Source organism: Streptomyces cylindrosporus, from assembly GCF_022698165.1.
In the GTDB taxonomy this organism is placed as follows: domain Bacteria; phylum Actinomycetota; class Actinomycetes; order Streptomycetales; family Streptomycetaceae; genus Streptomyces; species Streptomyces cylindrosporus.
The window spans coordinates 737,833-750,100 of the sequence record NZ_JALDAY010000005.1 but is presented as its reverse complement, the minus strand read 5'-3'; the positions used below and the strand labels follow the sequence as shown (position 1 = coordinate 750,100).

The following is a 12,268-nucleotide window of genomic DNA, read 5'->3' as shown; positions in this document are numbered from 1 at the left end:
GCTGCTCGACCTCCTGGAAGGAGCCGGCGTCCAACAGCAGCTCGATGCGCTCACGCGCGGTCAGCTTGCCCTTGGCGTGCTGTGCCTCGGTCGCCTTCTCACTCGGGCCGGCCAGCGCCTGCGCACGGATCTCGTGCAGCTCGGCCACTCGCCCGCGCGCGTCCGTCGGCTCGCCCGTCGACTCACCCGGCGCCTCATCCAAAACGGTCATGTAGCGACCTTACGAAGCCCACCAAGGAAAGCGAGCCGTCGACTCCGTACAGTCTCCGGCCCGTTTTCCTGGTACCACTGAACAGAACCTCGGCGGCATGCAGCCTTTCCGACTGCTCAGAGGGCTTTCCGGTTGTCGGGGTCACACAAAGGCGTCACCCGAGGGACACCTCACATCGGTGAGTCGCACATGACACGCCTGGGGTAACCCGGACTCTCAGCCGCGGTCCGACACCCAGCACCTCGACCGACTCGTCGGCCCGCACGACCCCGCGCACGGGACGGTCCCAGCCGATCTCGACCGGCTCACCCGTACGGGTCGGCTCGCTCACGCAGAGGGTAGCGGTACGGCCGTGCCGCCGGACGAGCACGCTCGCGGGCGCCGAGACGGTGAGCTGCCCCGCACTGCCGGGCCGCCAGAAGTTGCCGGCCGTGAGACCGAGGGCGGGCACGCGCACGGCCTGGCAGTCGGCGTCATTGGCGAGGACCGCCGGCCAGTGCCGGTCGGCGGCACGGGCGGCGACGGTACGGCGGGACGCTCCGGGCAGCAGGACATAGACGTACGTGGCGTCGACCGGGTCGGTGCCGTGGTCGAGCCAGAGGGTCTGCCAGCGCCGCGTGGCCCGCTCGGCCGTGCTCGTGGTGTTGATGTCGGACCAGGCGCCGGTGCGGTCCTCGCGCAGGGTGCGCAGGTCGCCGCCGGCCGGGAGCAGCCAGCCGCCGTGGCCCTCCAGATGGGCCCAGCCCCTGCCCCGTACGAACTCCGCCGTCCCGTCCTGTCCCAGGTTCCGGTTGTCGACGACCGTCTCCACCGGGACGCCGTCGGTGCAGGTGATGCCGGCGCCCAGGCAGATCACGGCGTCGTCCGTGCAGAACCAGGACTTGCGGGCCTGAAGGGTCGAGCCGAGGCCCTTGAGGTGCTGGCCGACGGCCGCGTACTCGCCGTCGGTGGTGCCGCCGACCCAGCGGACGTCCGGCTTGGGGGCGCCCCACTCGCCGCCCGCGCGGTCGGGAAGGCGGCGGGTGGAGACCGTCGTACCGGGAAGGCGGTACCAGTCGACGGTCGGCCAGAACCAGTCCGTGTACTGGTCGCTGCGACCGGACGGCCACCACTGGACCATTCCCGCGCCGGTGTGCCAGCCGCGCGGGTTCTCGCCGTTGCCGCACTCGTAGTACGTGATGCGGTCGCTGCACATCGAGATGTTCGCGGTGAAGCCGGGGCCGCGGTGGACGGCGCGGTCCATGGCCGGGAAGAGGCGGTGGCCGAGCGGTTCGGGGGCGGCCGGGACGGGCGAGTCGGCGACCGCCTTCAGCCGCGCGAGGTCCGCCACCCCGAACTGAGGTGCCGTCAGAATCGGTGTGACGGTGTCCCGTTCGATCCAGCCCTTCATGTACGACTGCCAGCGCGCGCGTTCCTCCGCGCTCGCGCCGCCGGCCAGCAGGGCGATCGCGGCGATGACGCCCTGGCCGTGGAAGTGGTCGCTGCGCATGACGTGGAGGTCGTCGCTCTTGAGGTAACCCCGGCTGATGGCACGGCCGTTGACGCTGTCCATCACCAGCCCGTCGTGGATCAGGGGCGCGTAGGCGTGCTCGACGCTGTCGAGGACGATCTGCCGGTTGGGGTCGGTGACCTCCCACTGCGACCCCGCCAGGAGGGTGAACAGGCGCCCGAGGCCGTCGAGCATGACCTGTCCGTACGTCCCCGAGTAGGCGACCCAGGTGTGCTGCACGAACGAGCCGTCGGCGTAGAGCCCGTCCCCCTGGGTGACGTAGGGGAAGACGGGCGAGAGGGCGTCGCGGGCGAGGGCGATCTTCTCCCGGGTCCGTCCGAGGATGCCGCGCAGGGCGACGGAGCGGCACAGGTCGACGCGGTTGGCGCCGGTGGACGTGCCGGAGTAGTCGGTGAGCATGGCGTCGGGGATGAAGTGGTCGACGGCGGCGCAGGCGGATTCCCGCTGGGCGTCGGTGAGTTGGCCGTACAGGACGGCCGTGATGTCCATGAGCAGCCGCGGGCTGCCGATCTGCCACTCCCACCAGTTGCCGTACCGCGTGGTGGTGGGGTTGTAGACGGTGGCGGCGAGGTGGTCGAGGCCGCGGAGGACGTCCGCGAGGAGCGCCGGGTCGCCGGTGCGGCCGGTGCCCTGCTGGGCGTAGGCCTGGGTCATGGTCCACAGGCGGCTGTAGCTCTGGGTGATGCCGGCGGGCGGGTCGTAGGGGTAGCCGGGCCAGAGGGAGGTGGGGGTGGGGGCCATGGTGGCCTGTGCGGCTCGGGCGAGTTCGCCGGTGCGGGCGAGGCGGGAGGCGTACGGCTCCGCCGTCGGGTCGTAGCCGGTGCCGAGGGCGAGGTCGAGCCAGCGCAGGCGGAGGACGCCGTACGGGTCGGGGTCGGCGGCGCGGGCGGCGCGGGCGGTGGGGGCCGTCGCGGCGAGCAGGGCGGCGGCGAGGAGGACTGCTCGGCGGGTGGGTCTCATGAGGGCTCTGCGAGGAGAGTTCATGCCATGGGCATCTACCACCTCACAGTAACCGCGTCGACACTCCCGGATGATGTTGAAACTTCTAGGGAATAGGTCTACGGTCGTTCTCGTTGATTAGTTCAACATTCAACATCACTCACCTCACTCCGAAGGAGCCCGTGATGGCGACCCCCGACCTGACCGCACTGACCGGCGACTACACGATCGACGCGGCCCACTCCACGATCGGCTTCACCGTCCGCCACGCCATGGTCACGAACGTCAAGGGCAAATTCCTCGACTTCAGCGGGACGCTGCACCTGGACGGCGCCGACCCGTCCGCGTCCACCGCGTCCATCGACGTCAAGATGGAGAGCATCGACACCGGGTCCGCCGACCGTGACGGCCACCTGAAGAGCGCCGACTTCTTCAAGATCGACGAGTTCCCGACGATGACCTTCCGCTCCACCAAGGCGGAGGCCCTCGGCGACGAGGACTACCGCATCACCGGTGACCTGGAGATCCTCGGCACGACCCGCCCGGTCACCATCGACCTGGAGTTCAACGGCGCCGCGAAGGACCCGTTCGGCAACGAGCGCGTGGGCTTCGAGGGCAAGGCGGAGATCAAGCGCTCCGACTGGGGCCTGACCTGGAACGCGACGCTGGAGACGGGCGGCGTGCTGGTCTCCGACAAGATCAAGCTGAACTTCGACATCTCGGCGATCAAGAACGCCTGACGTCTCGCGACGCCTGAGCGCCCGCCCCCTACACAGGTGTTCCTGAACAGGTGTTCCCTGTATCAGGAGGGCGGGCGCTCGGTCATGTCCGTGAGGGCTTGAGACCCAGGGGGACACATGACCGAGAAGTCAGGACCACAGCACTATCCGCACGCCGACCGCACCCACTGGTACCAGACACGCTTCCCGGGCGACTCGATGGAGGTCAACGTCGTCGTCCTGCACACCACCGAGGGCCGCACGCTGCCCGACTACGACGGCGGCGCCATCGCGCCCAACCTGACGGCGGTGCCGGACCTCACCACGCGCAAGCTGAAGTGGTACCAGCACTTCGACATCGACGTCTCCTCGCGTGCGCTGCGGAACCTCTCCGGCGGCGTGGAGACGAACACCCTCAACGTCTGCCAGGCCGAACTGGTCGGCACCTGCTCGCCCGACACCCACAGGAAGTGGCGGGACGCGGGCAAGGCGCACGTCTTCTGGCCCGAGGCCCCCGCGTGGGCCCTGCTCGAACTCGCCCGGTTCCTCGCCTGGATGCACGAGGAGCACGACGTGCCGCTGCGCGGTCCGGCCCTCTGGCCGGCGTACCCGCAGTCCTTCGGCAGCAAGGCCGGGCAGCGGATGAGCGGGCGCGAGTGGAACGCCTTCAAGGGGGTCTGCGGTCACACGCATGTCCCCGAGAACGACCACGGGGATCCCGGGGCGATCGACTTCAGCGGTCTGCTGAAGTTCGCGCGGGAGACGCTGGACGACTGAGCCGGGCGAGGGCGGCCGCCAACCGGGCCGCCCTGCCTCTGTCCGTACGGGCCGTGAGCAGGCCGTGGATCACCTGGTACCGGCCGGTCCGCCCGAGCGCGTCGAATGCCGCGCCGGCCTGCGGGTCGCGCTCCAGCGCGGCGGCGAGGTCCGGCGGGACGACGGCTTCGGCCTGCGGGGCGTAGGCGGCCGCCCACCGCCCGTCCGCCTGGGCGGCGGCCACCTCGGCGAGCCCCGCGGGCCGCATCCGCCCCTCTTCGGTCAACTCGGCCACGCGCCGCACATTGACCATCGACCAGACGCTCCCCCTCCTCCGCGGGGTGATCTTCTGCAGGTAGTACGACGCGTCAAGTGCCTTGCGCTGCCCGGTGATCCAGCCGTGGCAGAGGGCGACGTCATTGACCTCGCCCCACCCGACGGACACGATCCCGGACCCCTTCTTGGCGACCTTGACCCAGAGGCCGGGGTGCGGGGCGGGGTGGGCGGTGAGCCAGGCGTCGAGGTCGGGGGCGGTGGGGAAAGGCTGCGCCTGCAGGGCGTCGTGGGAGGTCATGGGGGAACGGTAGGGAGGAAGTAGGTCAGCTTCTGTCCTGGATCCGAGGTCAGTCCAGGTGTGCCACGCCCATGGCCTGGTCCCACTTGGCCTCGCCGAGGGAGAGCAGCACGCCGTTGTCCTGACCGGCGGCACCCCGCACGACCACGTCGATGACCATGCCTCGGTCCAGCCTGCCGGAAGTCGAGGGGATGGACGACGAGGGGAACTCGTCGATGACGACCGGGAGGGGGCGGTCCTTCCCCAGCGCGAGCAGCGCGTCGCCGGAAGTACGTTTCCCCCAACGGGGAGCGGGAGATCGAGTCACGGGTTTCCATCCACCGCGAACTCGCACCAGACCGTCTTGCCGGGGTTCCGCTCCGCCACCCCCCACTTGTCCGCCAGCAGCGTGACCAGTAGTAGGCCGCGGCCGTGTTCCGAGTCCGGGGACATGTCGCCGAAGCGGAGTTCGCCGGGGCCGCTGTCGTGGATCTCGGCGCGGAGGACTCCGTCGGGGTGGAGGGTCAGGTGGAGGCGGAAGCCTCGGCCCGGGGGTACGGCGTGGAGGAGCGCGTTGGTCGTCAGTTCGCTCACGCAGAGGAGTACGTCGTCGAGGCGTTCGTCCAGGTTCCACGCCGTCAGGGTCTCGCGGGTGAACTCGCGCGCCCTGCGCACTGATCTGCGGTCCCGGCGGTAGAACGCCTCGCGGGTGTGGGGGTGTTGGGGTTCCGGGTTCATGAGGCAAGTGTCACTGTGCGTGACTAGAGTGGGTCAGTGAGTGAAGTCGTAGTTCTGATTGCTACGAGTTCACTACGAGGGGTTCGGGTGCGCACGGGGGAAAGGGACTCGCATGCACGTGGCGAAGAGGACCAAGAAGGTCGGTTCGTGGCAGGCGGTCGGGGCGCTCGTGGCCCACTATCGGAGGCAGGCGCGGCTTACGCAGGAGCAGTTCGCGGATGTGGCCAACCTGTCCGTGGACGCGGTGGGGTCCATCGAGCAGGGGCGGCTCGCACTCCAGCCGGATCGGGCCGAGCAGTTTGATGAACTGCTGGGTACGGGTGGGGCGTTGGCGGTGCTGGTGGCCAAGATGCCCGTGCGGGAGCGGATGCCGCAATTCGCGCAGGGGCTCGTCGACATTGAGCAGGAGGCCGTCAGCATCCTCTCGTACCAGACACAGATGGTTCACGGGCTATTGCAGACCGAGGACTACTGCCGGGCTTCGTTCGACTACCGCTTCCCCCTGTTCGAGGACGAGACCGCCGAACAGTGGGTGGCATCCCGGATGGAGCGTCAGCAGATCTGGCTGCGCAAGCAACCGCCGTTCGGCCACTTCATCCTGGAAGAGGCGATCCTGCGATCGGGCATTGGCGGGAGTGCCATCATGCGCGAGCAGATCCGCAAGCTGCGCGAGTACGGCGACCTCGTCCACATGGGGCTTCAGATCATGCCCACGGGCCGCGTGCCGCACGCCGGGCTCGCGGGCCCCATGACACTGCTGGAGACACCGAACCACGACCACGCGGTCTACCTGGAGGTGCAGCGAGCGAGCTTCCTGGTCGAGGATCCCGACGAGGTAAGCGTCTATCAGCTGAAGTATGGAATGCTGCGGTCGCAGGCCCTCTCTCCCGATGAGAGTGCCCGCTTCCTGGACAGACTTCTTGGAGAGTCATGAACACCGCAGCACTGACATGGCGCAAGTCCAGCTACAGCAGCAACGAAGGTGGCGAGTGCCTCGAAGTCGCGCCCACCCTCACCACTATCCACATCCGCGACTCCAAGGCCACCGACGGCCCCGTCCTCACCGTCACCCCCGCCACCTGGAACCGCTTCCTCGCGCTCACGCGTCCCGCAACCTGAACACCGCTCCTCCGAACACCAACAGCCCCACCGCATAGGCCGCCAGTACCCCCAGTCCCGGCCACGGGCCGATCGGCAGGTGGTTCAGGTCTCGGGTGGCCTGGATGGAGAGGGCCGCCGGCATCGGGGTCCAGCGTTGGAGGCGGTGTTGCCAGGTGGGTGAGTGGATGAGGTCGATCGTCAGAGGGACGACGTAGAGCAGGGCGAGGCCGAGGATGATGCCTCCCGCCGTGTCACGCAGGAGTGTGGCGAGGGCCAGGCCGAGGACGGCGACCAGGGTCAGGATCAGGATCGAGCCCGTCGTCGCGCGGAGGGTCGGGCCCTGCACGGGGAGGATCAGCTTCGCCGTCCACAGAGCGGTCGTGATCGCCAGCGCCCCCGTCGCCGCCGTCAGCAGCGCCAGGGCCGCCGCCTTCGCCGCCAGGACGCGCCAGCGCGCCGGCATCGCCGTGAGCGTCGTACGGATCGTGCCCGTGCCGTACTCCGCGCCCATCGAGAGCACGCCGAGGACGAGACAGGTCGCCTGGCCGAGCCAGACTCCCGTGAGGCTCAGTTTGACCGTGTCCTCCTGGCAGGGCTGGGCGGAGTGGCAGACCTGGGTGGTGATGGAGGAGGCCGCTGCCGCGCCCACGGCCACCGTGAGGACGACCGTCGCGGCCAGCAGCCACCAAGTGCTGGGCAGGGTACGGAGTTTGGTCCACTCCGCGTGCAGGAAGCGGATCATGCGTCCCTCCTGCGCAGGCTCCAGGCGGCCAGGAGGAGGGCCGCGGCCGTGTAGGCGGCCAGGACGGCGAGGCCGTTCCACGGGGACAGGGGGTAACAGCCGCTCTCCGGGAGGCAGTTGTACTTCACCTGCGGGTAGCGCGTCACACCCTGCTGGACCGCGAAGGCCGCCGCCGGGGTCACCCGTAGCAGCCACTGGGCGGCCGGGAGCGGGAAGGCGAAGGAGAGGATCTGCGGGAGGATCACGAGGACGACGACCGTGGCGATCGTGCCCGCGCTGTTGCGCAGGACCACGCCCAGGGCCAGGGCCAGGACCGCGACCAGGGAGAGCAGCATCGCGCTGCCGACGACCGCGCGCAGCGCCGGACTGTCGAGGACGGACAGGTCGGGGAACTCGGGGGGCTTGAAGCCGTTGCCGCGCAGGGCGTGCTGGGCGATGGTGAAGCCGACGGCGACGGCCGCGAGGCCGGTGACGAAGGTGACGGCGGTGATCACCACGGTCTTCGCCGCGAGGACCTTCAGGCGGGCCGGGGTCGCCGTGAACGTCGTGCGGATCAGGCCCCGTTTGTACTCGCCGGTCACGAAGAGGGTGCCGAGGGCGACCATGAACAGGACCGCGAAGAAGACGCCCTGGAAGCTCATCTGGACCGTGTCGGGGCCGTCCTGGGCGGGTGCGATGTCGCCGTGGCCGGTGAGGGTGTAGGTGCCGGACGCGGAGACGGTCGTGGTGCCGGCGGGCGGGGCGTTCTCGGCGACCGGGCCGTCCGGGGCGGCGGGGCCCATGTCCGTGCCGGCCCAGTCGCCGGAGGTGGACGTGCCCTGGAGGGCGAGGTGGTCGAAGGTGCCGGTGGCCTGGCCGCCGGCGTATGTCTCGCTGGTGCCGCCGAAGGCGCGTCGCACGTCCTCGTGGGCCGGGGTGCCCACGAACAGGCCGACTTGGACGGTGTTCGGGAGACCCGGCAGCCGTACGTCCTCGATCTTCTTCCAGGTGCGGCCGTCGGGCGACTCGTACGCGGTGACGTGGTCGCCGGTCCTGGTGAGGCGGAGCCAGCGGGGGGTGGTGGTGACGTCCGTGTCCGAGGCCGCGGTGTCGTGGGTGTAGTTCCACTGCACGCGGACGCCGTGGGCGGGGGTGGCCAGGACCGCCGCGTACGCGGAGCCTGGGGTGAGGTTCCGCTTCACCAGCAGCCCGGCCTTCGCCCAGGGTTCGAGTGTCCTGCCGTCGGCGCTCTTCAGGCCGGTGACGCGGGCGGTGACCGTGCCGTCGCCGGTGAGCGGGCGGTGGGTGTAGCGGAAGACGTCCACGACCTCCTTGCCGTCGGGGCCGAGGGTGTCGTGGCCGCCGCCGCTGGTGGTGGAGCCGTTCGCGCCGAGCAGGCAGACGAGGACGGTGACCACGGCGGCGACGGCCAGGACGAGCGTCCAGGCGCGGACCGTACGGAACTTGGTCCACTCGGCGTGCAGGAGGCGGCCGAAACTGGCGCGGGCGGGGTGGAGCATGGAGCGGTACGGGGTGCCGCTGCGGGTCGGTGTCGTGGTCACTGGGCCACCTCGCCGTTGTCCGCGCTCGGCGTGGACGTGAACTCGACGGCGTTCCTGGTGAGTTCCATGTACGCCTCCTCCAAGGTCGCGCGGTGGGCGCCCACTTCGGTGAAGGCGATGTCGGAGGCGTTGAGCAGCTCCACGATGCGGCGGGTGGGGAGGCCGTCGACGGTGAGGGTGTCGCGGTCGCTCACGGCGACGGTGGCGCCCTCGCGGGCGAGGAGTTCCATCGCCTGTGTACGGGCGTCCGTGCGCAGGCGTACGCGGTCGCCGGAGGCCGCGGCGAGGAGGTCGGCGACGGCGGTGTCGGCGATGAGCCTTCCTCGGCCGATGACCACCAAGTGGTCGGCGGTGTCCTCCAGTTCGCTCATGAGGTGGCTGGAGACGAGGATGGCCCGGCCTTCCGCCGCGAGGTGGCGCAGGAGGCCGCGGATCCACTGGATGCCCTCGGGGTCCAGGCCGTTGACGGGTTCGTCGAGGAGGAGGACCGGGGGGTCGCCGAGCAACGCGGCGGCTATGCCGAGGCGTTGGCGCATGCCGAGGGAGTAGCCGCCGGCCCTGCGGCGGGCGGCGCTCTCCATGCCGACCTGGTCGAGGACCTCGTTCACGCGGCGCCCCGGCAGGCCGTGGGAGTGGGCCAGCCAGCGGAGGTGGTCCCGGCCGCGGCGGGCGGGGTGCAGGGCGGCGGCGTCCAGGAGTGCGCCGACCTCCAGGAGGGGGGTGCGCAGGGCGTGATAGGGGCGGCCGCCGATGAGCGCCTCGCCCTCGTCGGGGGCGTCCAGGCCGAGGAGGGCCCGCATGGTGGTGGACTTGCCGGCGCCGTTGGGGCCGACGAAGCCGGTGACCGTGCCGGGCTCGACCGTGAAGGAGAGGTCGTCCACGGCGAGGGTCCGGCCGAACCGCTTGCGCAGACCGAGCACTTCGATGGTTGCGTCGCTCATGTCGAGGGACGTTAGGGGGCGCGGGGTGCGGGTGTCGTCACACCGGGGAGGTCCCTCGCGCGGGGGACGCCGGGCGGGTCGGGGGGTGGGGACAATGGCCGGGTGGGTGAGGAGAGATGGACGGTCCTGCGGAGTGCCCGGTCGCCGATCGGCGTCTCCGCCGGCCTCGCCCTGCTCGCCGTGGGTGAAGGGCTGCTGCGGAGCGGGGACCCCGGCTCCAGCCTGGCTGTGGTGTTGCTGCTCGCCCTTGCCACCACCCTGCCGCTCGTGTTCGTGCTCGGGGGTGGGCGGGAGCGGAGTCGCGGGGTCGCCGCGGGGGCCGTCAGTGCGGCCTGCGTGCTGGCACTCGTGCCGTTTCAGGCGCTCACCCTGGGGGCCGCCTGTGCGCAGCTCGTGTGCGTGTATGTGTCGGCTCGGGCGGGGCGGCCCCTGCTCTCCGGGGTGCTCGTCGTGCCGTATGTGTTCGTTGCCCTGTTCGCGGAGCACGACGCCACCCGGATCGTCGCCGTGCTGCTCGCCGTCCTCGCCTCCGCCGCCGCGGCCACCGGCGTCACCCACCACGTGCGCAGCACCGCCCTCGCCCACAGCGCGACCGAGCAGGCCTTCGCGGACACCCTCCTCGAACATGCCGCCCGGGGTGAACGGGCGCGTATCGCACGGGAGTTGCACGACGTCGTCGCGCATCACATCTCGATGATCGCCGTACAGGCCGAGAACGCCCGGCTGACCACGGCCGGTCTGCCGCCGGAGGGCGCCGCCCGTTTCCTGGCCATCGGCGACACCGCGCGCACCGCGCTGACCGAGATGCGCCGGCTGCTCGGCGTGCTGCGCGAGGACGCGGACACCGGCGTGCAGCGCAGGCCGCAGCCGGGGCTCGGGCAGTTGCTGGAGCTGCTGGACGAGGCGCGGGACGCGGCCGGGTCGGCGACGCGGCTGATCGTCAGCGGACCGGTCGCCGCACTGGATCCCGGCGTCGAGGTCACCGCGTACCGGATCGTCCAGGAAGCCCTGACCAACGCGCGCCGGCACGCGCCGGGCGCGGCCGTGGACGTGGAACTCCAGTACGGCGAGGACGAGTTGGCGGTGCGGGTGCGCGACAACGGCCCCGGCCCGACCGCCCCCGGCACCCCCGGCCACGGCCTGCTCGGCATGCGCGAACGCGCGGCCACCGTCGGCGGCACCCTGCGCACCGGCCCCGCCCCCGGCGGCGGCTTCCTCGTCGAGGCCCGCCTCCCGGTCCACGCGGAGGCCCTCGCGTGAGCGGCGACGGCATCCGTCTCGTCGTCGCCGACGACCACGAGATCGTCCGGGTCGGTTACGCCGGACTCCTCGCCACCCAGCCCGACTTCACCGTCGTCGGCACCGCCCGCGACGGCGCCGAGGCGGTGCGGGTCTGCCGCGAGCAGGATCCCGACGTCGTCCTCATGGACGTACGCATGCCGGTCATGGACGGGATCGAGGCCACCGCGCGCCTCCACGCCGTCCCCGACGCGCCGCGCGTCCTCGTGCTCACCACCTTCGACCTGGACGAGCACGTGTACGACGCCCTCGCCGCCGGGGCCAGCGGGTTCCTGCTCAAGGACGTGACCGCGGAACGGCTCTTCGAGGCGGTCCGGGTGGTCGCCGCCGGTGAGGCGCTGCTCGCGCCCGCGATCACCCGGCGGCTGATCGCCGAGTTCGCCCGGATCCGCCCCAAGGCCCCCGCCCGGGGCACGCTCGACGCCCTCACCCCTCGCGAGACGGACGTCCTGCGCCTGCTCGCGCAGGGCCTGTCCAACCCGGAGCTGGCGCAGCGCCTGCACGTCGGCGAGCAGACCGTGAAGACGCACGTCAGCCGCATCCTGTCCAAGCTGGGGCTGCGGGACCGTACCCAGGCGGTCGTGATGGCGTACGAGAGCGGACTCGTCGTGCCCCGGACCGGCGGCTGAGGCGCGTCAGTTCGCGCAGGCCTGGCGCACCGCGCGCCCGATGCTGTCGAACTGGGCGGCGGTGGGGACGACTTGGGCCCGGCCCTGGCCGCGGTCGTTGCGCAGGGTCACGAACAGCAGGGGTGTGCCGCGGGGCGGGAGCGGGCTGTGGCAGGTGCAGACGATGGCGCGGGCGTGCAGGGTGGCCGCCTCGCCGGCCGTCAGGAAGGTGCCGGGGACGGGGCTGACGTACAGGACGAGGTTGCCGTAACCCTCGCTCGTCCCCACGAAGGTGACCGGGGAGGTGGCCGCCGCGCGGAGCGTGACGTCGAAGTCCGAGGTGCCGTCGGGGATGTGGACGTCGGTGATCCGGATGCTGGTGGCGGCGACCGGGTCGGGCGGAGGCGGTGGCGGGCGGGTGGCGACGACGTAGCCGAGGGCTCCGGTGAGGACGATCGCGCAGGCCGAGGCGGTGACGAGGACGCGGCCGCGGCGGGACAGCGCCCGCCAGCGCTCCCGGAACAGGGGTCGCTCGGTGTCGAGGATCTCCACGGTGTTCCGGTCGTCCCCCTCGGGTGGACTCACCATGACGAGAGCGTAGGAGCCCGGA

15 protein-coding genes are annotated in these 12,268 nt (G+C 71.2%); 6 read left to right on the top strand and 9 right to left on the bottom strand.

The window, feature by feature from the left end; genetic code table 11:
- Together MQP27_RS19730 and MQP27_RS19725 are read right to left on the bottom strand one after the other, a co-directional pair.
- On the bottom strand, positions 1-211 hold a 211-nt coding region (locus MQP27_RS19730), incomplete at its 3' end, for a carboxyl transferase domain-containing protein (RefSeq protein ID WP_278196224.1).
- A gap of 154 nt (positions 212-365) precedes the next feature.
- Positions 366-2,681 carry a polysaccharide lyase 8 family protein gene (locus tag MQP27_RS19725; RefSeq protein WP_242766514.1) on the bottom strand — a complete coding sequence of 772 codons (2,316 nt, stop codon included), beginning with the start codon at positions 2,679-2,681 and terminating at the stop codon, positions 366-368.
- A 164-nt stretch (positions 2,682-2,845) separates the two neighbouring features.
- Between MQP27_RS19725 and MQP27_RS19720 the strand changes: the two genes are divergently transcribed.
- Together MQP27_RS19720 and MQP27_RS19715 are read left to right on the top strand one after the other, a co-directional pair.
- On the top strand, positions 2,846-3,400 hold the full coding sequence (locus tag MQP27_RS19720; protein ID WP_242766513.1) for a YceI family protein: 555 nt from the start codon (positions 2,846-2,848) through the stop codon (positions 3,398-3,400).
- 117 nt (positions 3,401-3,517) lie between these two features.
- Positions 3,518-4,156, top strand: coding sequence for a hypothetical protein (locus MQP27_RS19715; RefSeq protein ID WP_242766512.1), 639 nt, complete (start codon positions 3,518-3,520; stop codon positions 4,154-4,156).
- On the opposite strand, the gene MQP27_RS19710 is transcribed toward MQP27_RS19715, so the two are convergent.
- Genes MQP27_RS19710 through MQP27_RS19700 form a run of 3 tightly spaced genes read right to left on the bottom strand, consistent with a single transcriptional unit; the run spans position 4,113 to position 5,426 of the window.
- Positions 4,113-4,709, bottom strand: a complete 597-nt coding sequence (locus MQP27_RS19710; protein ID WP_242766511.1) for a YdeI/OmpD-associated family protein — start codon at positions 4,707-4,709, stop codon at positions 4,113-4,115. The genes MQP27_RS19715 and MQP27_RS19710 overlap by 44 nt on opposite strands.
- A gap of 49 nt (positions 4,710-4,758) precedes the next feature.
- Complete coding sequence (locus MQP27_RS19705) at positions 4,759-5,016, bottom strand: hypothetical protein (protein ID WP_242766510.1); 258 nt, start codon at positions 5,014-5,016, stop codon at positions 4,759-4,761.
- Positions 5,013-5,426: an ATP-binding protein gene (locus tag MQP27_RS19700; RefSeq protein ID WP_242766509.1), complete on the bottom strand. Its 414-nt coding sequence runs from the start codon at positions 5,424-5,426 to the stop codon at positions 5,013-5,015. Before MQP27_RS19700 ends, MQP27_RS19705 begins: the two co-directional genes overlap by 4 nt.
- 112 nt (positions 5,427-5,538) lie before the next feature.
- Here MQP27_RS19700 and MQP27_RS19695 point away from each other — a divergent pair, with 112 nt between their 5' ends.
- Together MQP27_RS19695 and MQP27_RS19690 are read left to right on the top strand one after the other, a co-directional pair.
- Complete coding sequence (locus MQP27_RS19695; protein WP_242766508.1) at positions 5,539-6,360, top strand: helix-turn-helix domain-containing protein; 822 nt, start codon at positions 5,539-5,541, stop codon at positions 6,358-6,360.
- Positions 6,357-6,545, top strand: a complete 189-nt coding sequence (locus MQP27_RS19690) for a DUF397 domain-containing protein (protein ID WP_242766507.1) — start codon at positions 6,357-6,359, stop codon at positions 6,543-6,545. The genes MQP27_RS19695 and MQP27_RS19690 overlap by 4 nt, the downstream gene beginning before the upstream one ends.
- On the opposite strand, the gene MQP27_RS19685 is transcribed toward MQP27_RS19690, so the two are convergent.
- From MQP27_RS19685 to MQP27_RS19675, 3 genes are read right to left on the bottom strand one after another with little or no spacing between them, the layout of a single operon-like run.
- The gene (locus MQP27_RS19685) at positions 6,526-7,269 is read right to left on the bottom strand and encodes an ABC transporter permease (RefSeq protein ID WP_242766506.1); all 744 of its coding nucleotides are present in this window, start codon (positions 7,267-7,269) and stop codon (positions 6,526-6,528) included. The genes MQP27_RS19690 and MQP27_RS19685 overlap by 20 nt on opposite strands.
- Complete coding sequence (locus tag MQP27_RS19680) at positions 7,266-8,810, bottom strand: ABC transporter permease subunit (protein ID WP_242766505.1); 1,545 nt, start codon at positions 8,808-8,810, stop codon at positions 7,266-7,268. The genes MQP27_RS19685 and MQP27_RS19680 overlap by 4 nt, the downstream gene beginning before the upstream one ends.
- Positions 8,807-9,751 carry an ABC transporter ATP-binding protein gene (locus tag MQP27_RS19675; protein ID WP_242766504.1) on the bottom strand — a complete coding sequence of 315 codons (945 nt, stop codon included), beginning with the start codon at positions 9,749-9,751 and terminating at the stop codon, positions 8,807-8,809. Before MQP27_RS19675 ends, MQP27_RS19680 begins: the two co-directional genes overlap by 4 nt.
- Before the next feature lie 102 nt (positions 9,752-9,853).
- Here MQP27_RS19675 and MQP27_RS19670 point away from each other — a divergent pair, with 102 nt between their 5' ends.
- Positions 9,854-11,011, top strand: a complete 1,158-nt coding sequence (locus MQP27_RS19670; RefSeq protein ID WP_242766503.1) for a sensor histidine kinase — start codon at positions 9,854-9,856, stop codon at positions 11,009-11,011.
- Positions 11,008-11,679 carry a response regulator gene (locus MQP27_RS19665; RefSeq protein WP_242766502.1) on the top strand — a complete coding sequence of 224 codons (672 nt, stop codon included), beginning with the start codon at positions 11,008-11,010 and terminating at the stop codon, positions 11,677-11,679. Before MQP27_RS19670 ends, MQP27_RS19665 begins: the two co-directional genes overlap by 4 nt.
- A gap of 6 nt (positions 11,680-11,685) precedes the next feature.
- Here MQP27_RS19665 and MQP27_RS19660 read toward each other — a convergent pair whose 3' ends face one another.
- Positions 11,686-12,246, bottom strand: a complete 561-nt coding sequence (locus MQP27_RS19660) for a hypothetical protein (RefSeq protein ID WP_242766501.1) — start codon at positions 12,244-12,246, stop codon at positions 11,686-11,688.
- Positions 12,247-12,268 lie beyond the last annotated feature (22 nt).

Bases quoted from the DNA above. Each gene is read 5' to 3' on its own strand.
- MQP27_RS19725 (WP_242766514.1), bottom strand. From the start codon at position 2,681: ATGAGACCCACCCGCCGAGCAGTCCTCCTCGCCGCCGCCCTGCTCGCC.
- MQP27_RS19720 (WP_242766513.1), top strand. From the start codon at position 2,846: ATGGCGACCCCCGACCTGACCGCACTGACCGGCGACTACACGATCGAC.
- MQP27_RS19715 (WP_242766512.1), top strand. From the start codon at position 3,518: ATGACCGAGAAGTCAGGACCACAGCACTATCCGCACGCCGACCGCACC.
- MQP27_RS19710 (WP_242766511.1), bottom strand. From the start codon at position 4,709: ATGACCTCCCACGACGCCCTGCAGGCGCAGCCTTTCCCCACCGCCCCC.
- MQP27_RS19700 (WP_242766509.1), bottom strand. From the start codon at position 5,426: ATGAACCCGGAACCCCAACACCCCCACACCCGCGAGGCGTTCTACCGC.
- MQP27_RS19695 (WP_242766508.1), top strand. From the start codon at position 5,539: ATGCACGTGGCGAAGAGGACCAAGAAGGTCGGTTCGTGGCAGGCGGTC.
- MQP27_RS19690 (WP_242766507.1), top strand. From the start codon at position 6,357: ATGAACACCGCAGCACTGACATGGCGCAAGTCCAGCTACAGCAGCAAC.
- MQP27_RS19685 (WP_242766506.1), bottom strand. From the start codon at position 7,269: ATGATCCGCTTCCTGCACGCGGAGTGGACCAAACTCCGTACCCTGCCC.
- MQP27_RS19675 (WP_242766504.1), bottom strand. From the start codon at position 9,751: ATGAGCGACGCAACCATCGAAGTGCTCGGTCTGCGCAAGCGGTTCGGC.
- MQP27_RS19660 (WP_242766501.1), bottom strand. From the start codon at position 12,246: ATGGTGAGTCCACCCGAGGGGGACGACCGGAACACCGTGGAGATCCTC.